23 protein-coding genes are annotated in these 25,412 nt (G+C 73.9%); 6 read left to right on the top strand and 17 right to left on the bottom strand.

The window, feature by feature from the left end:
- Positions 1-13 precede the first annotated feature (13 nt).
- Positions 14-1,453: an aminotransferase-like domain-containing protein gene (locus B9W62_RS31200; protein WP_179235762.1), complete on the bottom strand. Its 1,440-nt coding sequence runs from the start codon at positions 1,451-1,453 to the stop codon at positions 14-16.
- Between B9W62_RS31200 and B9W62_RS31195 the strand changes: the two genes are divergently transcribed.
- Together B9W62_RS31195 and B9W62_RS31190 are read left to right on the top strand one after the other, a co-directional pair.
- Positions 1,452-2,378 carry a DMT family transporter gene (locus B9W62_RS31195; protein ID WP_087810275.1) on the top strand — a complete coding sequence of 309 codons (927 nt, stop codon included), beginning with the start codon at positions 1,452-1,454 and terminating at the stop codon, positions 2,376-2,378. The two genes, B9W62_RS31200 and B9W62_RS31195, sit on opposite strands and share 2 nt — an antisense overlap.
- A 37-nt stretch (positions 2,379-2,415) precedes the next feature.
- Positions 2,416-2,610, top strand: a complete 195-nt coding sequence (locus tag B9W62_RS31190) for a DUF1918 domain-containing protein (RefSeq protein ID WP_087810274.1) — start codon at positions 2,416-2,418, stop codon at positions 2,608-2,610.
- A gap of 30 nt (positions 2,611-2,640) precedes the next feature.
- On the opposite strand, the gene B9W62_RS31185 is transcribed toward B9W62_RS31190, so the two are convergent.
- Positions 2,641-3,882 (bottom strand): glycoside hydrolase family 10-like protein, encoded by a 1,242-nt coding sequence (locus B9W62_RS31185; RefSeq protein ID WP_087810273.1) that lies wholly within the window; start codon positions 3,880-3,882, stop codon positions 2,641-2,643.
- A 137-nt stretch (positions 3,883-4,019) separates the two neighbouring features.
- Here B9W62_RS31185 and B9W62_RS31180 point away from each other — a divergent pair, with 137 nt between their 5' ends.
- Positions 4,020-4,931, top strand: coding sequence for a 3-hydroxybutyryl-CoA dehydrogenase (locus B9W62_RS31180; protein WP_079032931.1), 912 nt, complete (start codon positions 4,020-4,022; stop codon positions 4,929-4,931).
- On the opposite strand, the gene B9W62_RS31175 is transcribed toward B9W62_RS31180, so the two are convergent.
- The 9 genes from B9W62_RS31175 to infC all read right to left on the bottom strand — a co-directional run bounded on the left by B9W62_RS31175 (position 4,922) and on the right by infC (position 14,786).
- Positions 4,922-5,464, bottom strand: a complete 543-nt coding sequence (locus B9W62_RS31175) for an NUDIX hydrolase (protein WP_087810272.1) — start codon at positions 5,462-5,464, stop codon at positions 4,922-4,924. The two genes, B9W62_RS31180 and B9W62_RS31175, sit on opposite strands and share 10 nt — an antisense overlap.
- Before the next feature lie 118 nt (positions 5,465-5,582).
- Entirely contained in the window at positions 5,583-6,923 is a 1,341-nt protein-coding gene (locus B9W62_RS31170) for an NsdA family TPR-like regulatory protein (RefSeq protein ID WP_087810271.1), read from the bottom strand.
- A 366-nt stretch (positions 6,924-7,289) separates the two neighbouring features.
- Entirely contained in the window at positions 7,290-9,812 is a 2,523-nt protein-coding gene (pheT, locus tag B9W62_RS31165; RefSeq protein ID WP_087810270.1) for a phenylalanine--tRNA ligase subunit beta, read from the bottom strand.
- The gene (gene pheS / locus B9W62_RS31160; RefSeq protein WP_087810269.1) at positions 9,812-10,933 is read right to left on the bottom strand and encodes a phenylalanine--tRNA ligase subunit alpha; all 1,122 of its coding nucleotides are present in this window, start codon (positions 10,931-10,933) and stop codon (positions 9,812-9,814) included. The genes pheT and pheS overlap by 1 nt, the downstream gene beginning before the upstream one ends.
- Positions 10,934-11,114: 181 nt before the next feature.
- Complete coding sequence (locus tag B9W62_RS31155) at positions 11,115-12,254, bottom strand: sensor histidine kinase (RefSeq protein ID WP_087810268.1); 1,140 nt, start codon at positions 12,252-12,254, stop codon at positions 11,115-11,117.
- Between the two features lie 50 nt (positions 12,255-12,304).
- Entirely contained in the window at positions 12,305-13,153 is an 849-nt protein-coding gene (locus B9W62_RS31150) for a TrmH family RNA methyltransferase (protein WP_087810267.1), read from the bottom strand.
- A 180-nt stretch (positions 13,154-13,333) separates the two neighbouring features.
- Positions 13,334-13,717: a 50S ribosomal protein L20 gene (gene rplT / locus B9W62_RS31145; RefSeq protein WP_003977226.1), complete on the bottom strand. Its 384-nt coding sequence runs from the start codon at positions 13,715-13,717 to the stop codon at positions 13,334-13,336.
- A gap of 97 nt (positions 13,718-13,814) precedes the next feature.
- Positions 13,815-14,009, bottom strand: coding sequence for a 50S ribosomal protein L35 (gene rpmI, locus B9W62_RS31140; RefSeq protein ID WP_003977225.1), 195 nt, complete (start codon positions 14,007-14,009; stop codon positions 13,815-13,817).
- 114 nt (positions 14,010-14,123) lie between these two features.
- Positions 14,124-14,786, bottom strand: a complete 663-nt coding sequence (gene infC / locus B9W62_RS31135; RefSeq protein WP_087812182.1) for a translation initiation factor IF-3 — start codon at positions 14,784-14,786, stop codon at positions 14,124-14,126.
- A 383-nt stretch (positions 14,787-15,169) separates the two neighbouring features.
- Between infC and B9W62_RS31130 the strand changes: the two genes are divergently transcribed.
- Positions 15,170-15,535 carry a DUF1844 domain-containing protein gene (locus B9W62_RS31130; protein ID WP_052837775.1) on the top strand — a complete coding sequence of 122 codons (366 nt, stop codon included), beginning with the start codon at positions 15,170-15,172 and terminating at the stop codon, positions 15,533-15,535.
- 34 nt (positions 15,536-15,569) lie between these two features.
- Here the strand turns inward: B9W62_RS31130 and B9W62_RS31125 are convergent, their stop codons facing one another.
- Entirely contained in the window at positions 15,570-16,301 is a 732-nt protein-coding gene (locus B9W62_RS31125; RefSeq protein WP_087810266.1) for an SseB family protein, read from the bottom strand.
- Between the two features lie 119 nt (positions 16,302-16,420).
- Here B9W62_RS31125 and B9W62_RS31120 point away from each other — a divergent pair, with 119 nt between their 5' ends.
- Entirely contained in the window at positions 16,421-17,389 is a 969-nt protein-coding gene (locus B9W62_RS31120) for a serine hydrolase (RefSeq protein WP_087810265.1), read from the top strand.
- A gap of 101 nt (positions 17,390-17,490) precedes the next feature.
- Here the strand turns inward: B9W62_RS31120 and mycP are convergent, their stop codons facing one another.
- The gene (gene mycP, locus B9W62_RS31115) at positions 17,491-18,675 is read right to left on the bottom strand and encodes a type VII secretion-associated serine protease mycosin (RefSeq protein ID WP_087810264.1); all 1,185 of its coding nucleotides are present in this window, start codon (positions 18,673-18,675) and stop codon (positions 17,491-17,493) included.
- Complete coding sequence (locus tag B9W62_RS40940; RefSeq protein WP_256976635.1) at positions 18,672-20,048, bottom strand: hypothetical protein; 1,377 nt, start codon at positions 20,046-20,048, stop codon at positions 18,672-18,674. Before B9W62_RS40940 ends, mycP begins: the two co-directional genes overlap by 4 nt.
- An 847-nt stretch (positions 20,049-20,895) precedes the next feature.
- On the opposite strand from B9W62_RS40940, the gene B9W62_RS31105 reads away from it, so the two are divergent.
- Positions 20,896-22,104: an amino acid deaminase/aldolase gene (locus B9W62_RS31105; RefSeq protein ID WP_087810263.1), complete on the top strand. Its 1,209-nt coding sequence runs from the start codon at positions 20,896-20,898 to the stop codon at positions 22,102-22,104.
- A gap of 21 nt (positions 22,105-22,125) precedes the next feature.
- On the opposite strand, the gene B9W62_RS31100 is transcribed toward B9W62_RS31105, so the two are convergent.
- The 3 genes from B9W62_RS31100 to B9W62_RS31090 are packed head-to-tail and all read right to left on the bottom strand — an operon-like array spanning position 22,126 to position 25,387.
- Positions 22,126-23,157, bottom strand: a complete 1,032-nt coding sequence (locus B9W62_RS31100) for a DUF2510 domain-containing protein (protein WP_087810262.1) — start codon at positions 23,155-23,157, stop codon at positions 22,126-22,128.
- A 37-nt stretch (positions 23,158-23,194) separates the two neighbouring features.
- Positions 23,195-23,992 carry a 3-oxoacyl-ACP reductase gene (locus B9W62_RS31095; RefSeq protein ID WP_087810261.1) on the bottom strand — a complete coding sequence of 266 codons (798 nt, stop codon included), beginning with the start codon at positions 23,990-23,992 and terminating at the stop codon, positions 23,195-23,197.
- A gap of 6 nt (positions 23,993-23,998) precedes the next feature.
- Positions 23,999-25,387, bottom strand: coding sequence for an aldehyde dehydrogenase family protein (locus tag B9W62_RS31090; protein WP_373433748.1), 1,389 nt, complete (start codon positions 25,385-25,387; stop codon positions 23,999-24,001).
- Between the last annotated feature and the right edge of the window lie 25 nt (positions 25,388-25,412).

The following is a 25,412-nucleotide window of genomic DNA, read 5'->3' as shown; positions in this document are numbered from 1 at the left end:
TATCGGGCCCGCGTCAGCCGCCCCAGGCCCGCGGGCAGGCGGTGCGCAGCCGCCGCACTCCTTCCGTGATCTCCCCGACGTTCGCGACCGCCGCGAAGCTCAGCCGGAAGTGGGCGGCCGGGGGTTCGGCGCTGAAGTACGGGCGGCCCGGGGTGATCGCGACGCCCGCGCGCAGGGCGGCGGAGGCCAGGGCGCTCTCGTCGGCTCCCTCGGGCAGGCGGGGCCACAGGTGGTAGCCGCCGGAGGGGATGTGGGCCAGGGAGATCGCGGGGAGCTGAAGCCGCAGCGCGGACGTCATGGCGTCCCGGCGGGCCTTCAACTCGGCCGACACCGCGCGCAGGTGGCGCGGCCAGGCGGGCGACCCGACCAGTTCCAGCGCCGCCTCCTGGAGCGGCCGGGGCACGAAGAAGGTGTCGACGATCTGGATGGCGCGCAGGCGTTCGAGGACCGGCCCGCGGGCGGCCAGGGCGCTCACCCGGAAGCTGGGCGAGGTCGCCTTGGTCAGCGAGCAGACGTGGACGACGACGCCGTCCGGGTCGTCGGCGGCGAGCGGGGCGGGCAGCGGGCCCGCGTCCTCGTGCACGAGGCGGCGCACGAAGTCGTCCTCCACGACGAAGGCACCGGCGGCCCGCGCGATGCGCAGCACCTGTGCGCGCCGGTCGGGGGCGAGCACCGCGCCGGTGGGGTTCTGGAAGAGGGGCTGGCAGACGAAGACGCGGGCGCCGGTGGCGCGGAAGGCGTCGGCGAGCAGGGCGGGCCGTACGCCGTCGGCGTCCACGGGGACCGGCACCGGACGCAGCCCGGCCGCCCGCGCGATGGCCAGCATGCCGGGGTAGGTGGGGGACTCCACGAGCACGGGGGTGCCGGGCGGGGCGAGCGCGCGCAGGGCGGTGGCCAGCGCGGACTGGCCGCCCGCGGTGATCAGCACCTCGGCCGCGGTGATGGCGCCGCCGATGCCCCGCGCGAACCACTCCCGCAGCTCCGGCAGCCCCTCCATCGGCGGCCGCCCCCAGGCGCCGGGCCGCCGTCCGGCCCTCGCCAGCGCCGCCGCCATCGCCCGCTCCGGCTGCAACGAGGGATGCAGGTAACCGCCGTTGAACTCCACGACACCGGGGGGCGGGGCGGCCAGCGAGACCAGGACCCCGGAGGCGTCCACCGAGCGCGGTACGACGTCGGCGGCGCCGTCCGCGCTGAGCGCGACCTCCTGCCAGGAGGTGTCCCCGGCGGGCGCGGCCGCGGGCCGTGGTGGGGCCCGGAAGGCGCCGGCGCCGGGCCGGGTGACGACCAGCCCCTCGGCGGCCAGCTGGGCCAGGGCGCGGGAGACCGTCACGGGGCTCACTCGGAACCGGTCGACGAGGGCCCGGCTGGACGGGAGCTTTCCGCCGGGTGAGTAGCGGTCCAGCTCCCGCCGCAACACGGTCACCAGGTCAGCGACGCTGCTACGCTCTTGCATGAGAGCACAGAGTAGCGCTACCGCATCGCCCCGGATAGCAGTCGGCGCCTCGAGCGCGAAGACCGGCGGCGGCTCGTTCGGTACCGTCCAGGCCGCCCTGGGCGTCGTCGCCTTCTCCCTCACCTTCCCGGCCACCGCCTGGGGGCTGGAGGGCTTCGGGCCTTGGTCCCTGATCGCCGTGCGCAGCATCCTGGCCGCGGTGGTCGCCGGGTCCTGCCTGCTGGTGGCGGGGGTGGCACCGCCCGAGCGGCGGCACTGGCTGGGCCTCGGGGTGGTCGGCGCCGGGGTGGTGCTGGGCTTTCCCCTGCTGACCACGCTCGCGTTGCAGACCTCGACCACCGCGCACGCCGCCGTCGTGGTGGGCCTGCTCCCGCTGACCACCGCGCTGCTGTCCGCCCTGCGCGTCGGCACCCGGCCCTCGCGCACCTTCTGGATCGCGGCCCTGGCGGGTGCGGCGGCCGTGATCGCCTTCACGGTGCAGCAGAGCGGCGGCGCGCTGACCACGGCCGACGCCTATCTCTTCGGGGCGCTGCTGGTGTGCGCGGCGGGTTACACGGAGGGCGGCCGGCTGGCCCGGGAGATGCCGGGGTGGCAGGTCATCGGCTGGGCGCTGGTGCTGTGCCTGCCCCTGACGGTGCCGATGGCGGCGGTGGCGCTGTCGTACGAGCCGGTGCACCTGACGGCGCACAGTGTGACCGGGCTGCTGTGGGTGGCGATCGGTTCGCAGTTCCTCGGCCTGGTCGTCTGGTACCGGGGCATGGCGGCGATCGGCATCCCGAAGGCCAGCCAGTTGCAGCTGGCCCAGCCGCTGCTCACACTGGTGTGGTCGGTACTTCTCCTGGGCGAGCACCTGCCGGTGGCCGCTCCGCTGACGGCCGCGGCCGTACTGGTGTGCATCGCGGTCACCCAGCGGGCCCGGGGGTAGGGCCCCGCCCGGCGGCACAGGTGAGGAGGCCTCACGGATGCATGCAATCAAGGGCGATCAACTGGTGCAGCACGGCCGGGTGGTCGGTGAGCACGACAAGGTCGCGGAGATCGTCGAGGTCATGGGCCGGGACGGCGGTCCCCCGTACCGGGTCCGGTTCGAGGACGGGCACGAGGCGGTGTGCTCGCCCGGCCCCGACTCGGAGATCCGGCACAGGGAGGTCCAGCTGTAACCCGGCGGTCGCACACCGCGCGGGAGCGGCTCAGCGCGGGGCGGCGGCCGGCTGCGTGTAGTGGTCGGCGGCCAGCCGCGTCATCGCGCCGCCGCGGTCGTCGGCGATGTCCTTCGCCGAGAAGTAGACGTGCCCGCGGACCTCCGGGTACCGGGCGGCCAGCGTCAGGTGGCGGGAGAGTTCGGCCGGGTCCTGCCAGGCGGCGGGCTGCGCCGGGTCGCCGGACTTGTACAGCGCCTCGCCGACGTACAGCTGGGTGCGGCTGCCCCGGGCCACCTCGGCCCACCAGGGCAGCAGCTTCGCGTAGTCAGCGCCGTCCATGCCGATGTTCCAGTACAGCTGCGGCACCACGTAGTCGAGCCAGCCCTCGCGCACCCACTTGCGGGTGTCGGCGTACAGGTCGTCGTACGTCTGGACACCCGCCCGGCTGTCGGAGCCGCGCTCGTCGGTGGCGGCGTTGCGCCACACGCCGAAGGGGCTGACGCCGAAGCGGGCGGCCGGGCGGACCTCCTTGACGCGCTGTGCGGTCTCGCGCACCAGCCGGTCGATGTTGTCGCGGCGCCAGTCGGCCTTCGTGGCGAAGCCGGTGCCGAAGGTGGAGAAGGTGCCGCCGTCGTCGAAGCTCTGGCCCGCCACCGGATAGGGGTAGAAGTAGTCGTCGAAGTGGACGCCGTCCACCGCGTACTTGGCCACCGCGTCCATGATCGCGTCCTGTACGAAGGCGCGGACCTCGGGCAGCCCGGGGTTGTAGTAGAGCTGCCCGCCGTACGGCACCACCCACCCCGGGTTCTTGCGCGCCGGGTGGGAGGAGACGAGGTGCGCCGGGTCGTCGTGGGTGGCGACGCGGTACGGGTTGAACCAGGCGTGCAGGTGCAGTCCGCGGGCGTGGGCCTCCGTCACGGCCGTGCCCAGCGGGTCCCAGCCCGGGTCGCGGCCCTGGCTGCCGGACAGGTACTGCGACCACGGCTCGTGGGCCGAGGGCCACAGGGCGTCGGCCGTCGGCCGCACCTGGAGGATCACCGTGTTCAGGCGGTGCCGCACGGCGTTGTCGAGGTGCTCGATCAGCTCCGCGCGCTGCTCGGCGGCGCGCAGCCCGGCGCGGGTGGGCCAGTCGCGGTTGGCCACGGTGGCCAGCCACATCCCCCGCATCCCGGCGGCGGCACTGCGCGGGGGCGCCGGCTTCGCGGGACCCGGGGCCGCGGACGCCGCGGGCACCGCCGTGAACGCCGACAACGCCGCCACCGTGAAGGCACGGCGCGAGACACCGCCCATGGGAAGACCTCCTGAACGCTGCGGATCCGCACGGTCACGGATCGTGTACGGGGCCTCAGCATGCCCGACCCGGGAGACGGATCCGTGACCATTCGGGGGTAACGTGCTCGATCGGAGCAGGCAGCGGGGACCCCGGCATGCCTGCTGCCAGCCGTGGAGTCAGCGAAAGGGACGATGTGACCGGCATCTCGGGAGATATCGCACGCGTCGGCGTGGTGGGCTGCGGTCAGATGGGGGCGGGCATCGCCGAGGTGTGCGCCCGCTCGGGTCTGGAGGTGATGGTCGCCGAGACCACCGGCGAGGCTCTGGAGATCGGCCGCACCCGGCTGTACAACTCGCTGACCAAGGCGGCCGAGCGCGGCAAGATCACCGAGGAGGAGCGGGACGCGACGCAGGCGCGCCTGAGCTTCACCACCGACCTCGGCGAGTTCGCCGACCGTGATCTGGTGATCGAGGCGGTCGTCGAGAACGAGCAGGTCAAGACCGAGATCTTCCAGGTGCTCGACCAGGTCGTGACCCGGCCGGACGCGATCCTGGCCTCCAACACCTCCTCGATCCCGCTGGTGAAGCTGGCGGTCGCCACCTCCCGGCCCGACCACGTGATCGGCATCCACTTCTTCAACCCGGCGCCGGTGCAGCAGCTCGTCGAGCTGATCCCGGCGCTCACCACCTCCGAGGGCACGCTCAGCCGGGCCCAGCTGTTCACCGAGAAGGTGCTCGGCAAGCACGCGATCCGCGCCCAGGACCGCTCCGGCTTCGTGGTCAACGCGCTGTTGATCCCGTACCTGCTCTCCGCGATCCGGATGTTCGAGTCGGGCATCGCCAGCCGCGAGGACATCGACAACGGCATGGAGATGGGCTGCGCCCACCCGATGGGTCCGCTGAAGCTGGCCGACCTGATCGGCCTGGACACGGTCGCCTCGGTGGCGTACTCGATGTACGAGGAGTACAAGGAGCCGCTGTACGCCGCTCCCCCGCTGCTCCAGCGCATGGTCGACGCGGGCCGCCTCGGCCGCAAGAGCGGCTCGGGCTTCTACGCCTACGGCTGATCGCGCCCGAGCCTGACATGGTGCAGCAGGAGTAACGCGGCCGCCATGTTGGCGGCCGGGACCTCCCCGCGGGCGACGAGGTCGGGGACGAGCTTGAGCGGGACCCATTCCCGGCGCTCCGACTCGAAGTCGTCCACGGGGTGCCCCACGTACGTGCCCTGCTCGGCCCAGTAGACGTGGTGCCGGGCGTCGGTGAGGCCGTTGGAGGGCTCCACGCTCATCAGGTGGTGCAGGGGGCCGGGCCGCCAGCCGGTCTCCTCCTCCAGTTCCCTGGCCGCCGCCACCGCGACGTCCTCGCCGTCCTCGACGACGCCCGCGGCGAGTTCCCACCCCCAGCTGTCGGTGATGAAGCGGTGCCGCCACAGCAGGAGGACCTCGTCGGCCTCGTTCACGACCGTGGCCACGGCCACCGGGCGCATCCGTATCAGGAAGTGGTCGAGGTGCCGGCCGTCCGGCAGGGCGACATCGGCGAGATGGACACTGAACCACCGATTTGAGTACACATTTTGTTCGCTCTCTTTCGTCCACTGCACGGTTCTGCCACCTTTCTTTGAGTAGGTGGCAATATCGCAGCAGCAGCGTCCCGGCAGCAGGCGTACGGCGGCCGCTCACGGCGCAGGGGCGGGCGCAGGGTCCGCGCGCTCGGGCCGGCTACAGCGGTACGCGCAGCGCCCCGTCGATGAGTTCGGCCGCCTCGGCCGTGCCCGCGCACCCGTTGCTCACCAGGTGCTCGCGTACCGCGCGCAGCCGGTCGCGCAGCCGCTGGGACTCCATGCCCCGGGCCTGCTCGGCCATCCGCACGGCGGTGGCGACCGCCTTGTCGGCGTCGCCCCGGCGCAGCTCGATCGTGCTGAGCATGGCGAGCCGGTGCACCCGGCCCCGGTCGTGCGCGGGGGTGTCGACGGCCGCCGCCGCGTGCTCCCCGGCCGCCGCGAGTTCGCCGAGGCTCAGCAGCGCCTCCGCCACCTGCACGTTGACCAGGCCCGGCTGGACGTAGCCGGTCTCGTCGGGCTCGTACCCGCGCCGGATGCGCTCGGCGGCCTGCTCGGCCCGGCGGATGCAGGCCAGCGCGCCGCTGCCGTCGCCGAGGTGCGCGTACGCCTTCGCCTGCATCGCGTACAGGTCGGAGGCGAGCGCCGGGGTGATGTGCCGTCCGGCGGCGCGCAGCGCGGCCTCCGCGAAGGCGACGGCCTGCCGGTACTCCCGCGTGAACAGCGCCTGGTTGACCAGCAGTGCGATGACGTAGGCGCCGAGCCCACGGTCGCCGCTGGCCTTGGCGAGCCGCAGCGCCTGGTGGAAGTAGCGCTGGGCGAGGCCGTGCGCGTCGGAGTCGTACGCGCAGATCCCGGCCACCGCGACCAGGCCCCCGGTGGCCCGGTGCAGCTGCCGGCCGGTGGCGTCGGTGTAGCCGCCGCGCAGCAGCGGCGCGGCCTCGGAGTTGAGGAAGCCGACGATGCGGGCGCGGGTCGCGATACCGCCGGCCTTGCGGTACATCTGCTCGTAGTGCGTACGGGCGCAGCGCACCATCTCCAGGTCGGCCGCGGTGACCCGGTGCCGCCCGCCGCGGGAGACGTCCGTGTCCTCGGGCGGGTTCTCCCACTCCCACACCGGCATCACGGCGGGCGTGCCGGTGAGCGCGGGCGCGCCGAGGATGTGCGGGCGCTGCTGCTGGTCGGAGCGCCACAGGGCGGTGGCCCGCTCCACGAACCCGGACAGTGAACCGGTGTGCGGGGCGGCCGGTTCGCCGGGGACGCCGAGGCCGATGTCGTCGAGGGTGACCGGCCGGTGCAGCCGGGACGCGAGGACCTCGCAGATCAGGTCGGGCACCTGCCCGCGCGGCCGCTGCCCCTTCAACCACCGTGCGACGGCGGTGTGTTCGTACCTCAGTGCGAGCCCGCGTATCCGCCCCGCCTGGTTGACGTGCGCGGCCAGTCCCGCGTGCGAGATCCCGGCCTCGTCGAGGATCGCGTCGAGCAGGGTGTTGGGCTGCATGGTGCCCCCCGGTGGATCGGTGCCGACAGCGTAGTGTGCCGGTCTTCACACGGGGTGTGAACGGAGTGCGTGCATCCGCAGCGTGTGCGCGCTGTCGCGGAGAGTTCCGGGCCGGTTGACTGAAGGGCCTCGAAAGAGGCCGGCCGGGCCGCCGGCTCCCCCTCGTACAGTGCGGCGGCCCGTATCCATGCCGTCCGCCCGGCTGCCTGCCCGACACTCCGTGGCGGGGCGGACGGCTCCGCCGGCCGGAGAGGCGGTCAAGCGCCGCTCAGGTGCTGCCCCAGGGGCGCGGGGAACTGCGCGACCAGCCACCGACTGCCCGCGGCCGCCGAACCGGCAGAAACCCCACGCCCCTTGGGCGAACCGCTAACTACGGAGCACCGCTCCGACCCGCTCGCCCGCGAGGGCAACCGCCGCGTCCCGCGCAGCCGACGCCTCGTCGACCGTCAGCGTCCGGTCCGCCGCGCGGAAGCGCAGCGCGTAGGCGAGCGACTTGCGCCCCTCACCGAGCTGCTCCGCGTTGTCGTACACGTCGAACAGCCGGATGGACTCCAGCAGTTCGCCCGCGCCCTCGCGCAGCGCCGCCTCGACCTCCGACGCCGGCACGAACTCCTCGACGACCAGGGCGACGTCCTGCGTCGCGACCGGGAACGTGGAGATGCCCGGCGCCTGCGGGGTGTCGTCGCCGACCCGCTCCACGGAGTCGAGGTCCAGCTCCATCGCACAGGTGCGCGCGGGCAGGCCCAGCGTCTTCAGGACCCGCGGGTGCAGCTCACCCGCGTGTCCGACGACGCGCTCCTCGCCGTCCACGGTGACGAACAGCTCGGCGCAGCGGCCCGGGTGCCACGGCCCGTACTGGCCCTTGCGGACGCCCAGTTCGGCGCCGGCCTCGCGGGCGACGGTCCGGGCGGACTCGACCGCGTCGGCCCAGTCGGCCGGACGGCCCTTGCCCCACCAGCCGGCCTGCTCGCGGGCGCCGGCCAGGACCACGGCGACGTGCCGGGGCTGGTCGGGCAGCGCGGCGTCCAGCGCGGCGAGGTCGTCCTCGCTGGGGCGCCGGTCGACGGGCAGGTCGGCGGCGACGCGCTGCTCGTCGCGCGGGTGGAAGACCAGGCCGGTCTCGAAGAGCGCCAGGTCGTGCGCGCCCCGGCCGTCGTTGCGGCGCAGCGCGCCCATCAGGCCCGGCAGCAGCGAGGTCCGCAGCGCGGGCTCCTCGTCGCTGAGCGGGTTGACCAGTTTGACGACGCGGCGGGCCGGGTCGTCGGCGTCGAGACCGAGCTGGTCGAAGACCTGCTCGCCGACGAACGGGTAGTTCAGCGCCTCGACGTAACCGGCACCCGCCAGGGCCCGCCCGACGCGGCGGTGCAGCCGCTGCCGGGAGGTGAGGCCGCGGCCCGCCGGGGGCCGGGGCAGCGTGGAGGGCAGGTTCTCGTAGCCCTCCAGGCGGATGACCTCTTCGGCCAGGTCGTTGATGTCATCGAGGTCGGGCCGCCAGGACGGCACGGTGACGATCAGCTCGTCCTGGCCGTAGACGTCGCAGCCCACCTCCTGGAGGCGGCGTACGACGGTCTCGCGGCCGTACTCCACACCCGCGACCTTGTCCGGGTGGTCGGCCGGGACTCTGATGGTGTGCGGTGCGGACGGGGCGCTGATCTCCGTGACCCCGGCCTCGGCGGTGCCGCCCGCGAGCAGCACCAGGAGGTCGACGGTGCGCTGCGCGGCAGCGGCGGCGGCCTGCGGGTCGACGCCGCGCTCGAAGCGGCGGGACGCCTCGGAGGACAGCTTGTGGCGGCGGGCGGTGCGCGCGATGGACACCTGGTCGAAGTGGGCGGCCTCGATGACCACGTCACTCGTCGCGTTCCCGCCGTTCTCGGCGGCGTCGTGGTCCGCGATCTCGGTGTTGGCACCGCCCATCACACCGGCGAGGCCGATCGGGCCGCGGTCGTCGGTGATGACCAGGTCCTCGGCGTGCAGCTTCCGCTCGGTGCCGTCGAGGGTGACGATCTTCTCGCCCTCCTGGGCCCGGCGCACGCCGATGGTGCCCTGGACCAGGGAGCGGTCGTAGGCGTGCAGGGGCTGGCCCAGCTCCATCATCACGTAGTTGGTGACGTCGACGGCGAGCGAGATCGGGCGCATGCCGACCTTCTGGAGCCGGCGCTGGAGCCAGATCGGCGAGCGCGCCTCGGCGCTGAGGCCGGTCACGGTGCGGGCGGTGAAGCGGTCGCAGCCGGTGGGGTCGGCGATCTTCACCGGGTAGCCGTAGGCGTTGGGACCGGGCACGTCGAGCAGGGCCGGGTCGCGCAGCGGCAGGCCGTAGGCGATGGCGGCCTCGCGGGCGACGCCGCGGATGGACAGGCAGTCGCCGCGGTTGGCGGTGACGGCGATGTCCAGCACCTCGTCGACCAGTTCCAGCAGCTCGATGGCGTCCTTGCCGACCTCGGTCTCCGGCGGCAGCACGATGATGCCGTGGGTGCCGTCGTCGCCCATGCCCAGCTCGTCGCTGGAGCAGATCATGCCGTGGGACGTCTTGCCGTAGGTCTTGCGGGCGGAGATCGAGAAGCCGCCGGGCAGGGTGGCGCCGGGCAGGACCACGACGACCTTGTCGCCGACGGCGAAGTTCCGGGCGCCGCAGACGATCTCCTGCGGCTCACCGGTGCCGTTGGCCTGTCCGACGTTCACCGTGCAGAAGCGGATCGGCTTCTTGAAGCCCTCCAGCTCCTCGATGGTCAGCACCTGGCCGACGACGAGGGGGCCCTTGAGGTCGGCGCCCAGGTGCTCGACGGTCTCGACCTCCAGACCTGCCGAAATCAGCTTGGCCTGCACGTCGCGGCCGGTCTCGGTGGCCGGCAGGTCGACGTACTCCCGCAGCCAGGAAAGCGGGACCCGCATCAGATCTCCATCCCGAACGGCCGGGTGAACCGGACGTCACCCTCGACCATGTCTCGCATGTCCTCGACGTTGTGGCGGAACATCAGCATCCGCTCGATGCCGAACCCGAAGGCGAAGCCGCTGTACTTTTCCGGGTCGATGCCGCAGGCCGTGAGCACCCGCGGGTTGACCATGCCGCAGCCACCCAGCTCGATCCAGCCCTCGCTGGAGCAGGTGCGGCAGGGCCGGTCGGGGTTGCCGACGGACGCGCCCTTGCAGACGTAGCAGAGCATGTCCATCTCGGCGGACGGCTCGGTGAAGGGGAAGAAGTTCGGCCGCAGCCGGGTCTTCATCTCCGCGCCGAACAGCGACTGGACCATGTGGTCCAGCGTGCCCTTGAGGTCCGCCATGGTCAGGCCCTCGTCGACGGCGAGCAGCTCGACCTGGTGGAAGACGGGGGTGTGGGTGGCGTCCAGCTCGTCGGTGCGGTACACCCGGCCGGGGCAGATCACGTAGACCGGCAGCTCGCGGGAGAGCGCCGAGCGGATCTGCACGGGCGAGGTGTGGGTGCGCAGCACGACGCCGGACTCGGCGCCGCCCTCGGGACCCTGCACGAAGAAGGTGTCGGCCTCGCCGCGCGCCGGGTGGTCCGGGCCGATGTTGAGGGCGTCGAAGTTGAACCACTCGGCCTCGGCCTCGGGGCCCTCGGCGACCTCGTAGCCCATGGCGACGAAGATGTCCTCGATGCGCTCGGAGAGCGTGGTGAGCGGGTGGCGGGCGCCGGCCGGTACGCGGTCGTGGGGCAGCGTGACGTCCACGGCCTCCTCGACCAGGACCCGCGCGTCGCGCTCGGCCTCCAGCTCCTCCTGGCGGGCGGCCAGCGCCTTGTTCACGGCACCGCGGGCCATGCCGACGCGCTTGCCCGCCTCGGCCTTGGCCTGCGGGGGCAGGGCGCCGATCTCGCGGTTGGCCAGCGCCAGCGGGGAGGCGCCGCCGGTGTGGGCGACCTTGGCCTCCTGGAGCGCGTCGAGGGAGTCCGCGGCGGCGAAGGCGGCGAGCGCCTCGTCCCGCATGCGCTCGATCTCTTCCGGTTTCAACGCCTCGACCTCGACTGGGTCGTACGACTTATTCGGTGCCGACATCTCTTCCCGTGCTTCCGATTGGCTGGCTGGGACGCCCCGTCTACGGTCCTCAGGCGGTGCGGAGACGCTTCGTCGACGCTTCGTCTGCGGATCTGGACGCAAAGGTGCCAAAGACCGAGTCTAACGGGGCTGTGGAACGCGGATTACGCCCGTGGGGGTCGTCGGCCGCCTCTGGTGCTGCTCAGCTGAGGTACGCCGGTGCCGCCACGGGCAACGTAAATCGGAACTCGGCGCCGCCGCCGGGGGCGCGGCCGACCGTGATGGTGCCGCCGTGGGCCTCGACGATGCCCTTGACGATGTACAGCCCGAGGCCGGTGCCGCCGCGCTTGCTGCCCCGCCAGAAGCGGGTGAAGACGCGGTTCATGGATTCCTCCGGGATGCCCGCCCCCTCGTCGCTCACCGTGACCGACGTGCCGGTGTCCTCCCCCTCGCGGGGCGACGCCGTGGGCGTGACGTCAATGGTGACGGTTCCCTCGCCGTGCCGCACGGCATTTTCCAGCAGGTTGCTCAGCACCTGGTCGACCTTGTCGGGGTCGGCCCACAGGTCTGGCAGCGGCTGCGCGAGCCGGAGCAGGAACCGGTCGGCCTCCTGTCCGGCGGCGACGTACGCCTGGATGTGCCGGCCGACGGCGGCGCCGATGTCGACGGGCTGGCGGCGCACCTCCAGGCGGCCGGAGTCGATCCGGGAGATGTCCAGCAGCTCGGCGATGAGCCGGGTGACGCGGTCGGCGTCGGCGTCGACGGTCTCCAGCATCAGCCGCTTCTGGTCGTCGGTGAACCGCTCCCACTTGGCCAGCAGGGTGGCGGTGAAGCCCTTGACGGAGGTGAGCGGGGAGCGCAGCTCGTGGGCGACGGTGGCGATCAGCTCGGCGTGGCTGCGCTCGGTGCGGCGGCGGGCCTCGGTGTCGCGCAGGGTGACGACGACGCGGTGGACGGGGCCGAGGCGTTCGGTGCGGACGTAGCGGGCGGTGACCAGGACCTCCCGTCCGCCGGGGAGCAGCAGGTTGCGCTCGGGCTGCCGGACCCGGATGGCGAGGCCGCCGTAGGGGTCGGTGAGCTGCCACCAGCGGCGGCCCTCCAGGTCCTCCAGCGGCAGCGCGCTCTCCAGGGGCTGTCCGAGGGCCTCGGCGGCGGGGGTGGCGGTGATGCGGACGGCGGCGGCGTTGAAGCAGACCACCCGGCCGTGCTCGTCGGCGACGACCAGGCCGTCGGGCAGCTGGTCCGGGTCGATGCCGAGGTCGGCGGGATCGCCGGTCGTGCGGGGCGCGGGCGGGCGCGGCACCTGGTGTGCTCCCGGTGCGCTGCTCGTGCCGACGCTCATCCCCGTACCCCACCTCTCAACCGCGCAGGGGCCTTGAGCTGGTCACCTTACTAGCTCTCGGTGACGGAGCGGCACCCTCCGGCGGCGCGCTGTGCACGCGCCGACGCGTAGAGACATACGGCGGCGGCGGTCGCGAGGTTCAGACTCTCCGCCTTCCCGTGGATCGGGACGCGCAGGACGGCGTCGGTGAGGGCTCGGGTCTCCTCCGGGAGCCCCCAGGCCTCGTTGCCGAACACCCAGGCGGTGGGCCCGCCCATGGTGCCCGCGTCCAGCTCGGTGTCGAGGTCGTCCTCGCCCGCGCCGTCGGCGGCCAGCACCCGCACCCCGGCGTCCCGCAGCCCGGCGACGGCCCGCTCGACGGGGACGCCGACGGCGACCGGCAGGTGGAAGAGGGAGCCGACGGAGGCGCGTACGGCCTTGGGGTTGTACAGGTCGACGGAGGCGTCGGTGAGCACGACCGCCTCGGCCCCGGCGGCGTCGGCGCAGCGCAGCACGGTGCCCGCGTTGCCGGGGTCCCGCACGTGGGCGAGGACGGCGACGAGCTTGGGCCGGGCGGCGAGGATCTCGTCGAACGGCGTGTCCAGGAACCGGCAGACCCCGACCAGGCCCTGCGGGGTGACGGTGGTGGAGATGTCCTCGATCACCGCGTCGGCGGCGAGGTGCACCCGGGCGCCCACCTCACGGGCGGCCCCGACGATGTCGGCGTACCGCTCCGCGGCCTCGACGGTGGCGAACAGCTCGACCAGCGTCTCCCCGTACCCCGCGGCCTCCCGCACGGCCTGCGGCCCCTCGGCCAGGAACAGCCGCTCCTTCCCCCGAAAGTTCCGCTTCCCAAGCCGCCGCGCGGCAGCGACACGGGGAGAACGGGGGGAGATCAGCTCGGGGGCGGCGGGTCGCACTCTTCTCACCTTCACAACTAAAGCAACGCTGGCTGGGGCGCCCCTTCAGGGGCGCGGGGAACTGCGCGACAAGCCACAACGGACCCGCAGCCGAAAGAGAACCGGACGGGCGGCAACCGAAGGGACCCGCAGGCTCCAGCCTGCGGGTCCCTTCGACAACCGGCTAAAGCCAGCGCAGCGTCACGCCGCCTTCGGCGCGTTCACATCGCTCGGCAGCGCCTTCTGCGCGACCTCGACGAGCGCGGCGAACGCGTTCGGGTCGTTGACGGCCAGCTCGGCGAGGATCTTGCGGTCGACCTCGACGTTGGCGGCCTTCAGGCCCTGGATGAAGCGGTTGTACGTGATGCCGTTGGCGCGGGCAGCGGCGTTGATGCGCTGGATCCACAGCTGGCGGAAGTCACCCTTGCGCTTCTTGCGGTCGTTGTAGTTGTAGACCAGCGAGTGGGTGACCTGCTCCTTGGCCTTGCGGTACAGGCGCGAACGCTGACCGCGGTAGCCGGAGGCCTGCTCGAGGATCGCCCGGCGCTTCTTGTGGGCGTTGACTGCCCGCTTGACGCGTGCCACTTGTTAACTCCTTGTAGCGGGGCCGCGGTGGTCGTCACGCGGCCCGGTATCGATGGGGTCCCGGTCCTGCCGTACGGCGCTCAGTGGCGCCCGTACGTCACTTGCCGAGAAGCTTCTTGATCTTCGCGGCGTCGCCCGGGGCCATCTCGGCGTTGCCGGTGAGGCGACGCGTCACGCGGGACGACTTGTGCTCGAGCAGGTGGCGCTTGCCGGCGCGCTCACGGAGCACCTTGCCGGAGCCGGTGATCTTGAAGCGCTTGCTGGCACCGCTGTGCGACTTGTTCTTCGGCATAGCGCCGTTCTCTCCTCGTCGGTGGCGCTCCGGTGCCCGGTCGTGAAACCGGGCACGGGGTGGAGCGTCGCTCTTGTATCGGTTGGTGTCCTGGGGACTGGCGGTCCCCCGGGGTCACGCTTCGGCGGGTGCCTCGGCCTGGGCCTCGACGTCCTCGACCTCGACCTCGTCGGCCTCCGCGGCGTTCTGCGACTTGCCGGGGTTCGCCTTCGCGTCCGCCTTGCGCGCTTCCTGCGCCTGGCGGGCCTCGGCCATCGCCTCGGTCTTCTTCTTGTGCGGACCGAGAACCATGATCATGTTCCGGCCGTCCTGCTTCGGATTCGACTCGATGAAGCCGAGGTCCTGGACGTCCTCCGCGAGCCGCTGCAGCAGTCGGTAGCCGAGCTCCGGCCGGGACTGCTCACGACCGCGGAACATGATCGTGATCTTGACCTTGTCGCCCTGCTTGAGGAACCGGACGACGTGACCCTTCTTGGTGTCATAGTCGTGCGGGTCGATCTTCGGCCGGAGCTTCATCTCCTTGATGACCGTGTGCGCCTGGTTCTTGCGCGCCTCACGGGCCTTCATGGCCGACTCGTACTTGAACTTCCCGTAGTCCATGAGCTTGCACACGGGCGGACGGGCGTTCGCCGCGACCTCGACGAGGTCGAGGTCGTACTCCTGCGCAAGCTCCAGGGCCTTGGCAAGCGGGACAATCCCGACCTGCTCGCCGCTGGGACCGACAAGTCGCACCTCGGGAACGCGAATCCGGTCGTTGATGCGGGGCTCGGCGCTGATGGATCCTCCTCGGTAGCACCACGCGGCGGTCTGGCGGACAGCCGCGTAACGTCTGTGTTCGATAGACCTAACCGCGCCGGCACACAAAAAATGCCCCGGACGATCACAGGCGGGGCTCCTCGAACTGCTACCGGAGCACCGCCGCGATGACCGCGGGGCGCGATTTCGGGCTGGTCACCGCCGTGGGACGGGACCGCCTGACCGGTGACCCGCCGTCCGGAGGACGGCCAGGTGGGAGTTCGAAGCCTCCACTTGTGGGCCGGATCCGCTGCCGTGGGCGTGCGTGTCCGACCGGTCGTTACACAAGGTTAGCAGCTCGGCCGGGGAAGGGCTAACCGAGTCCGAGTGGGGCCCGCTCCCCCGCTGCGCCTATCGTGTGCGGCATGAGTGAGACCCCTGCTGAATCCTCGGCGAATCCCGACTTCGACGCCATGACCCGCGACATCGCCGAGGTCCCGGCGGTCGAGGTGATCGTGACGGTCGCCGTCAACCTGATGAGTGCCGCCGCCGTGAAGCTGGGCCTCACCGAGGAGGGCGACGCCCACAAGGACCTGGACGAGGCGCGCAAGCTGGTGCACGCGCTGGCCGGTCTGCTGGACGCGACCGCGACCGAGATCAGCTCGTTCCACGCGGCGCCGCTGCGCGACGGGCTGAAGTCGCTCCAGCTGGCCTTCCGCGAGGCCTCGCTGGTCCCGGACGAGCCGGGCCAGGGTCCGGGCGAGAAGTACACGGGCGCGGTCTACGGCTGACAGCCGCCCCCTGACACCTGCCGACCGGCAGGAACTATCCCCGTACGTACAAGGGCTCGCCCGGCGGCGTCGCCCCGGCCGGCAGCAGTGCCAGGTCGAGGCCGCGCACCAGGCGGGCCCTCAGTGTGTCGTCGGCGGCCAGCCGCCCGGCGACCGCGCGGGCGGCCTTCGCCGCGTCGGCGTCCGGGTCGAGGACCAGCGCGAGCGTGCCGTCGGCGCGTCCCGGTCCGAGGTGGGCGCGGAGCACGGCGGGCTCGTCGGCCAGCGCGGCGCGCACGGCCCCGGCCACGGCCGGGTCCGCGAGCGGGTCGGTCGTCGTACGCCCCTCGGCCAGCGCCAGCAGCACCGCTCCGGTCAGCTCGAACGGCACCGGCCCCGCCAGGTCGAGTACGACGGTGTCCGCCTTCTCGTGCGCGGCGGCCTCCAGTGCCTGGCGCACGGGTACGGCGACGGGGCGGGCCGCGGGGTCCCAGCGGGCGAGCGACGCGGTCGAGGTGAAGGCGGGGAGCGCGGTGCGGCCCCCGGCCTTCAGGGTCGGTACGGCCATGTCGCTGGTCTTCTCGCGGCGCAAGCCGTTCTCGTCCTCCTCCACCTCGCCGAGTACGGCGACGACGGGGACGAGCAGCCGGGCGCCCTTGAGCGCCTCCAGGACCGGGCCGACGGCGGCGCGGTCCTCGGCCCAGGCGGCGAGCGCGGCGCTCAGCCGGGGGTCGGCGGAGCCGTCGTCGTCGGAGAAGGCGGAGTCGGGGATGTTCTTGTTCGCCACGGTCCCCGACCCTATCGGGGGGCGCGCACGGCGCTCGTCACCGGGCTCTCAGGGATCTCTGAGCGGGATTTGACCTCCGTCGAAGGACCCGCACAGCAAGCGCCTGGACGATCGCGGCCATGGCATCCTCCAGAGCCCGGCGGGCGCGGCGGCCCCGTCGGCGGCGTGCCCCGGTGTGGTCCGCCCTGATCGCGTTCGCCGTCGTCGGCGCCACGGCCACCGGCGCGGTGTACTGGCAGGGGCACGCACGCCCCGGCGCGGGCGGCGCCGTATCGTCGTCGGCCTCGGCACCCTCGGGCGGGGAGGCATCGGTGGAGACGGTCGAGCCGGTCGAACCGGGGATCGACGGCGACGCGCGGCTGGCCGCGGCCATGGCGTCGGTGCCGGTGGCGGACGGCGCCGAGGTGTCGGTGGCAGTGCTGGACCCGGACTCGGGTGAGGGCGCCTCGTACGGCACCGGCGCCTTCGACACGGCGAGCATCGTCAAGGTCGACATCCTGGCGGCGTTGCTGCTGCGGGCGCAGGACGAGGGGCGGCCCCTCACCGCTGCGGAGAAGTCGTACGCCGGCGCGATGATCGAGAACAGCGACAACGACTCGGCGTCGGCGCTGTGGCGGGCGATCGGGACGGCCGAGGGGCTCGACGCCGCGAACGAACGCTTCGGGCTGACGGACACCGAGGGCGGCCGGGGCCCGCTGTGGGGCCTGACCCGGACCACCGCCGCCGACCAGGTCACGCTGCTGCGGCAGGTGTTCGTGGCGGACGGCTCGGCGCTGAGCGCGGCCTCACGTGCGTATGTGCGGGGACTGATGGAACACATCGCCGACGGGCAGCGGTGGGGTGTGTCGGCGGCGGCCGACGCGGCCGCGGGGACGGACGGCTCGGCGTGGGCGCTGAAGAACGGCTGGCTGCGGCGCAGCACCACCGGACTGTGGGTGGTCAACAGCGTTGGGTGGGTGGCGAGCGGCGGCCACGGCTACCTGGTGGCGGTGGTGTCGCGGGGCAGCGGTACGCAGGCGGAGGGGATCTCGCTGACCGAGGCGGCGGCACGGGCGGCGGTCTCCGTGCTCGCGGACGGCGCGCCCTAGGGACCTCTAGGCGCCTCTAGGGACCTTCTAGGGACCTCCAGGCCCTCTAGGGACCCTCCGGGCGGTCGTCCGGGCGGTCATCGGGGCGATGTTCCGGGCGGTCAGAATTCCTCGTGGCGTTCGCGGCGCCCCCGCCACAGGACGACGGCCGCGACCACCAGGACGCCGCCCGCGCTGCCTGCCAGGGGTGCGGCCCAGGCGGAGGTGTCGTCGTCCGAGGCTGGGGCGTCCGGTCCCGGGCCGAAGTACTTTTCGCCGTACGCCGCCGCCTTCAGCCCCTCCGGCTTCAGCCGTCCGGCCGCCTCGATGGCGGCGGCCGGGTCGACGAAGCCGAAGCCGCGGGAGTCGTCGCGGCCCTCGGCCGGGGCGTTGCGGGCGGTGTCCTCCAGGACGGACTTGACCTGGGCCGGGGTGAGGTCCGGGTGGGCCGCCTTCACCAGGGCGGCGGCCCCGGAGACGAAGGCGGAGGCGGCACTGGTGCCCCAGCCCTCGTAGTACCGGTGGTCGGGGTCGGCGATGATCACATCGACGCCGGGGGCGCTGACCGTGGCGTACCAGCGGCGGGTGGAGAAGGAGGCGCGGGTGCCGTAACGGTCGACGGCGGTCGCGGCGATCACGCCCGGGTAGGCGGCCGGGTAGGAGACGTGGTCGCCCTTCTCGCCGCCGTTGCCGGCCGAGGCGACGACGATCACGCCCTTCTTCAGGGCGTACTGGATGGCCTCGTCCTCCGCCGGTTCGGGGTGGGCGGAGGCGGAGTCGTCTCCGAGGGAGAGGTTGATGATGTCGGCGCCGTGGTCGGCGGCCCAGCGGATGCCCTCGGCCAGCGCGTTGCCGCGGGTCTTGCGGGCCTTGGCGCGGGAGGGGTCGCCGTCCTCCAGGATCACCCGCAGGGGGAGGATCCTGGCCTCCGGGGCGATGCCCATGACGCCTTCGGTGTTGCCGGTGCCGTGTCCGTGACCGGCGATGATCCCGGCCATGGCGGTGCCGTGCCGGGCCCAGGAGCGGTCGCCCTCGCTCGCGCCGAAGCCGACCAGGTCCTTGCCGGTGAGGACGTTGCCGGCCAGGTCGGGGTGGTCGGCCTCGACTCCGGTGTCCAGGACGGCGACGGTGACGCCCGCGCCCTTGGTGGTGCGCCACGCCTCCTGGGTGTGCATGGCGTCCAGGGCCCACTGCTGGGCGCGGATGCCGTCGGCGTGCGCGGCGGGGGCCGGGGCGAGGACGAGGGCGGCGGCGAGGAAGAGGCTCAGGGCGCCGCCGGTCCTGCGGCGGATGTCCGCGGGGGTCACGAGGGGTGCTCCGTGGGCGCGCCGACGTTCTTGCGCAGGGCGCGTTCGACACGGTCGGCGAGGCCCTGCGCCTCGTGGCCGAGACCGGCCTGGGCGGGCGCCGACGCGGCGCCGGACTCGATGGCTCCCTCGGCGGGTTCGGGCTCGTCGACGGTGCGGCCGTCGGCCCAGCCGGACACGGCGTAGACGACGACCGGGGCGTCGCTGAGGACGGAGACGGTCCAGGAGGCCCGCTGCGGTGCGCCGAAGCCCGCGGCGACCGTGTCCTTCGCGGCGTACGGCAGGGGCATGAGGTCCTCCCGGCGGCCCAGGCCCTGCTTTTCGAACCGGTCCGCCAGCGCGGTCATGGCGGCGGCGTCGGCCTTGGTGAAGAGCAGGCCGACGGTGGTGACGTAGCTCTGGGTGGCGTCGGTGTAGGTGGCGCGCAGCAGGCGTGAGCACCCGACCGGGTCGAGCGCCTTGGCGAGGAGCCGGTCGAAGGCGCCGGCGCAGTCGCCGTCCGGGGCGACCCCGACCCGTGTCCAGGTGCGGTCGGCTCCGCCGGGTCCGGCGCCCTTGCCCAGGAGGGTGGGCGGGAACAGCTGGTCGACGGGCACGCTGTGCCACAGGTCCCCGGCCTCGGTGTACGCACTGCGCGCGCCGTCGTCCGCGGAGTCCCCGGCGAGCCAGCTGCCGGTGACGGCGCCGGTGAGGAGCCCCACCCCGAGCACCAGGCAGACGGCGGCGGCGACGGCCTGCGGTCGCGGACGCCCGCCGAGCGGACGCGGCCGGGCCAGTCCGTCGTACCCCTCGGGCTCCCCGAACCAGACCCGGGGCCGGGGGTCGTGCGGGGTGCTCCAGGAGAGGGCCGGGTCGGGGGTGCGGGCGGCGGCGGGGCCGGAGGGCGGGACGGCTGCCCGGGGCGCGGGAACGTCCGTTCCGGCCGCCGTCTCCGCTTGCGGCGCCGCCGGGATCGGGCGCAGGCGTGCGGTCGTCTCCGTCGGGGTCGGTGCGGGAGCGCCGGCACGGCGGGACGGCGCCTGCTCCGCGCCGCCCCCGTGCGGGGCGTCCCGGCCGACCGTCGGCGCGGCGTCGGGGAAACGGGCGGAGGGACTGGGCGGCGGGGCGGCGTCGGTGCTGCGGGCCGAGGGGATGGACGGCGGGACATCGGAGGCCCGGGAGTCGCCGAGCCGGAAACGCGGGTAGCGGGTCCGGGCACCGGGGCCCGTGGGGTTTCCGTCCCGGCCGTCGTCCGGGGTCGTGGGTGTGTCCCCACGGCCGTCACGGCTCGCCGTGGGTGCGGGTGCGCCGGCCTCACCGGTACGCCGGGGCGCCCCGGGCTCCGCGGCCTCGCCGCGCTCTCCTGCCGGCCCCTGCGCCGGGCGGGGAGGCACACCGGGGCGGGGCGGGGTCTCCGGGCGCGGCGGCACCGGCGGACGCGGCGTCGCCGCCCGGGAGGAGGCATCCGGGCCGGGCGCAGCTTCCGGGCCGGGCCCGGCCTGGGCACCGGCCGACGTCCGCGGTCCGGAAGCGGCATCCGGTCGGGACTCGGAGGCCGGACGGAGAACGCCGCCGAACCCGGGCGCGGAGTCCGCTCCCGGAGCAGGCGCAGGCGCGGGCTCGTGCCCGGGACGGGGCGGTACCGCCCGGCCGAACGGCGCGGCGGGATCCGGCGCGGAGCCGGAACGGTCCGGGGACTCCGGGCCAGGAGCCGCGTCCGGACCCCACGCGGACCCCGGCACCGGGGCGCCCCCGGCACGCGGCGGCGCCGGCGGCCCGGCGGCGGCATCCGGCCGGGGCGTCTCGTTCGTGCCCGGCGCGGGTGCGGAAGGCGGTCCGGGGTGCGTGTGCGCCGGCGTCTCGGGGCGGGGCGGGGTCTCCGGGCGGGGCGGTGCTGCGGGATGCGGGGGGAGGGAGGCGCGGCGCGCTTCCGTGCTCATGCACCCCCCGTTTCCTCGGGCCCGGCCCGTTTCTCCGACGCGGGCCGGAGACGGTGGTCCTGACCGCGGTCTCCTGCCCGGCCCGGCGCGGAACCGATCCGTCCCGGGCACGCATACCCGCTCGGGGGGACCGCCATCCCGGCGCGGGCTTCCTGGGCCCTGCCGCCGGGGCCGGACCCGCCGTGCGTGCGCGTCACTCTACGGCGTGACCCCGCCGGAGGGGGAACCAGTCCGCACGCCCGTGGCATTGGCCCGGATCGTCCCCCTACCCTGCGGTAATCCTGTCTGGCAGGCTTCCGTCATGACCGCACGCGCCGCCGACCGGGCCCGCTACGACCGGGCCACCGCCCATCTGGACGCCCCCGTGGCGATCGTGGACCTGGAGGCCTTCGACGCCAACGCGGACGATCTGGTCCGCCGGGCCGGCGGGAAGCCGATCCGGGTCGCCAGCAAGTCCGTACGCTGTCGTGCGCTGCTGGAACGGGCCCTGGCCAGGGACGGTTTCGCGGGCGTCATGTCGTTCACGCTGGCCGAGTCCCTGTGGCTGGCGCGCTCCGGTTTCGAGGACGTGCTGCTCGCCTATCCGTCGGCGGACCGTGCCGGGTACGCCGAGCTGACCGCCGACCCCAAGCTCGCCTCCGCCGTGACGGTGATGGTCGACGACGTGGCGCAGCTGGACCTGGTCGACGCGGCGCGCGCGGGCGACGGCGGCCGGGAAGTGGTGCGAGTGTGCCTGGAGTTGGACACCTCGCTGAGGTTGCTCGGGGGCCGGGTGCGGGTCGGGGCCCGGCGCTCGCCGCTGCACTCCCCCGCCGAGGTCGCCGGCCTGGCCCGCGCGGTGGCCCGCCGCCCGGGGTTCGAGGTCGTCGGCATCATGGCGTACGAGGGGCACGTCGCCGGGGTCGGCGACGCGCTGGCGGGGCGGCCGTTGCGGTCGCGTGCCGTGCGGCTGATGCAGGCCGCCGCCCGCCGGGAACTCGCCGAGCGGCGGGCGGCCGTGGTGCGGGCGGTCCGGGCCGTGGTGCCCGGTCTGGAGTTCGTCAACGGCGGCGGCACGGGCAGCGTGCAGCACACCGCCGCCGAGGACGCGGTGACGGAGATCGCGGCCGGTTCCGGGCTGTACGTGCCGCGGCTGTTCGACAACTACACGTCGTTCAGCGGTCGTCCGGCGGCGCTGTTCGCGCAGCCCGTCGTGCGGCGGCCGGGCGTCGGGGTGGTGACCGTGCTCGGCGGCGGGTATCCGGCCTCCGGCGCGCCGGGCCCCGACCGGCTGCCGGTGCCGTACCTGCCCGAGGGTCTGCGCTACGACCCCCAGGAGGGCGCCGGCGAGGTGCAGACGCCGCTGCTGGGCTCGCCCGCCGACGACCTGCTCATCGGCGACAAGGTGTGGTTCCGGCACGCCAAGGCCGGGGAGCTGTGCGAGCGGTTCGACGCGCTGCACCTGGTGGCGGGGGACGCGGTGACGGCGACGGTGCCGACGTACCGGGGCGAGGGGCACACCTTCCTGTAGCGCGGGCGCTCCGGTCCGGGGTCAGTCCGTCGGGCCGATGCCGCTGCCCACGCCGCCGCCGGTGTCCGCGTCGCCGATGGGCCGGATGCCCTTGGTGATCCGGTCCATGTCCGCCAGGGGCGGTCCGTCCGCGCCGGCGTCGAAAACGTAGCGGACGAGGATCGGGGACTCGGTGCCGACGGTGGAGGGGAACACCATCGACTGCACGTAGCCGCCGGGCCCCTTGGCCGTCGTCACCCGCCAGCGCACGTAGTACCCGGCGCGTCCGGCGACCGCGACGGGACCGGACGCCACCTCCTCGTGGGACTCGATGCCGCCGAAGGGCTTGTTGCCGATCAGGTCGCGGTCGTAGGCGTCGTCGGCCGCGTCCTCGATGTCCTGCTGGGCCAGGACCTTCGGGGAGGACTCGGCGTTCGCCGTGACGGTGCGGGAGACGACGAGGCCGTGCCGGCAGACGCTGCCGTCGGCGGGGCAGTCGTAGGTGCCGTCGGTGGTCATCATGACGTCGTCCTCGGCGACGTACTTGGGCCGGACCCAGCCGTCCAGGAGCGGAAAGGTGACGCCGTTGAGCTGGTCCTCGACCAGGGCCGGGTCGTCGGCGGCGGGGGCGGAGGCGGTAGCGGTGGCGGAGGCGGTGGCCGAGGGGGACGGCGGGTCGCCGACCGGCTCGGGATCCGTGGCGGTCGCCGTGACCGGCGGGGCCTGCGTGCGCGGGCTGCCGCCGTCGTCCTCGCCCAGGACGAAGACGCCGGTGACGATCGCCGCGACGAGCACGGCCGCGGCGGCGGTGAGGGCGACGGCCCTGCCGCGTCCGCCGCCGCCCGGTCCGCCCGGTGCGCCGTCGGAGGACGGGGGCAGGGTCTCCACCTGGCCGGGCTGCCCTGGGTGGTACACCGGCGTCGGCGGCTGCCCCGTCCACGCGGCCGGGCCCACCGCCGGCCCGTACCCGACGGGCTCGGGAGCGCGGCGGTGGTCCGTCCAGGCCGTGCCGTCCCACCACCGTTCCTGGTGCGGGGCCGACGGGTCGCGGTACCAGCCGGGCGGCGGCGTCATGCTCATCCCGGCACTGTAGGACGCCGTGCGCGGTGTTCTACAGCGGTGTGACGTACGCCCCGGAGATCCCGCCGTCGACCAGGAAGTCGGTGGCGTTGACGAAGGAGGAGTCGTCGCTGGCCAGGAAGGCGACGGCGGCGGCGATCTCCTCGGCCTCGGCGAACCGGCCCACCGGGATGTGCACCAGGCGGCGCGCGGCCCGCTCCGGGTCCTTGGCGAACAGCTCCTGGAGGAGCGGGGTGTTGACCGGTCCCGGGCACAGCGCGTTGACGCGGATGCCCTCCCGCGCGAACTGCACGCCCAGTTCCCGGGACATGGCGAGAACGCCGCCCTTGGAGGCGGTGTACGAGATCTGCGAGGTGGCCGCGCCCATCCGGGCCACGAAGGACGCGGTGTTGATGATGGACCCCCGGCCCTGGCGCCGCATGTAGGGGATGGCGGCCTTGCAGCACAGGTAGACGGAGGTGAGGTTGACCTCCTGGACGCGCTTCCACGCCTCCAGCCCGGTCTCCAGGATGGAGTCGTCGTCGGGCGGCGAGATCCCGGCGTTGTTGAACGCGACGTCGACGCTGCCGTAGGTGTCGTACGCCGCCGCGAACAGCGCCTCGACCTGTTCGGCGACGGTGACGTCGGTCTTGACGAAGATTCCGCCGGTCTCCTCGGCCGCGGCCTTGCCCCGGGTCTCGTCCACGTCGCCGCAGACCACGTGCGCGCCCTCGGCGGCCAGTCGGCGGACGGTGGCGAGGCCGATGCCGCTGCCCGCCCCGGTGACGACGGCGGTACGGCCGACCAGGCGGCGGCAGACGGCGTCCCCGGTCGTGTGTGGCTCGGTCATGAGTGGTCAGGCCTCCGTACTGATGAAGACGTTCTTGGTCTCGGTGAAGGCGGTCAGCGCGTCCGGGCCCAGTTCGCGGCCGAGGCCGGACTGCTTGAAGCCGCCGAACGGTGTCCAGTAGCGGACGCTGGCGTGGGAGTTGACGGACAGGTTCCCGGCGCGCACCGCGCCCGACACGCGCAGGGCGCGGCCGACGTCCCGGGTCCACAGCGAACCGGACAGGCCGTAGGCGGTGGCGTTGGCCAGGCGGATCGCGTCGGCCTCGTCCTCGAAGGGCAGGACGACGGCGACGGGCCCGAAGACCTCCTCGACGGCCACGCGCGCGTGCGCGTCGACGCCGGTGAGGACGGTCGGCGGAAACCAGAAGCCGGGGCCGCCCTCGGGCGCCTTGCCGCGGATCCCGGCGGCGTCGGCGGGCACGTGGGAGCGGACGCGTTCCAGCTGGGCGCGGGAGATCAGCGGGCCCATCTCGGTGCTCTCGTCGGCCGGGTCGCCGACGCGGACGGCCTCGATCGCGGGCGTGAGGAGTTCCAGGAAACGGTCGTACACGGACCTCTGGACCAGGATGCGGGTGCGGGCGCAGCAGTCCTGGCCCGCGTTGTCCAGGAAGGACATGGGTGTGGCGGCCGCGGCGGCCTCGATGTCGGCGTCGGCGAAGACGATGTTGGGGCTCTTGCCGCCGAGTTCGAGGGTGACGGGTTTGAGGAGGGCGGCGCCCTTGGCGGCCACCTGCCGGCCGACGGCCGTGGACCCGGTGAAGACGATCTTGGCGACGTCCGGGTGTTCCACGAGCGCGTCGCCCGCGACGGGCCCGTGTCCGGGCAGCACCTGGAACAGGCCCTCGGGAAGGCCCGCCGCCAGGGCGAGTTCGGCCAGGCGCAGCGCGGTGAGCGGGGTCGTCTCGGCGGGCTTGAGGAGGACCGCGTTGCCCGCCGCGAGCGCCGGCGCGGTGGCCCAGGCCGCGATCGGCATCGGGAAGTTCCAGGGGGCGATGACGCCGACGACACCGAGGGGTTCCAGGAGCGTGACGTCCAGGCCGCCGGCGACCGGGATCTGGCGTCCGGTGAGCCGCTCCACTCCCCCGGCGGCGTAGTCGAGCAGGTCGCGGACGTTGCCGGCCTCCCAGCGGGCGTTGCCCAGGAGGTGCCCGGCCTGGCGGACCTCGAGGCGGGCCAGCTCCTCCAGGTGCTCGTCGACGGTGGCCGCGAAGCGGCGCAGCAGCCGGGCCCGGTCGCCGGGGGCGAGGGCCGCCCAGGTCGCCTGGGCCCGTGCGGCGCGGGCGACGGCGGCGTCGACGTCGGCCGCGGAGGCGGCGGGGACGGTGGCGACGACCTCTTCGGTGGCGGGGTTCAGGACACGTAGCTCGTCGGGGAGCTTCTCGGACGGCTCGGACAGCTCGGACGACTCAGACAGCTCGGAC

The organism is Streptomyces sp. CS113 (assembly GCF_002188365.1).
GTDB lineage: Bacteria > Actinomycetota > Actinomycetes > Streptomycetales > Streptomycetaceae > Streptomyces > Streptomyces tendae.
The sequence above is the reverse complement of the archived record's forward strand: the minus strand, read 5'-3'. Positions and strand labels throughout refer to the sequence as shown.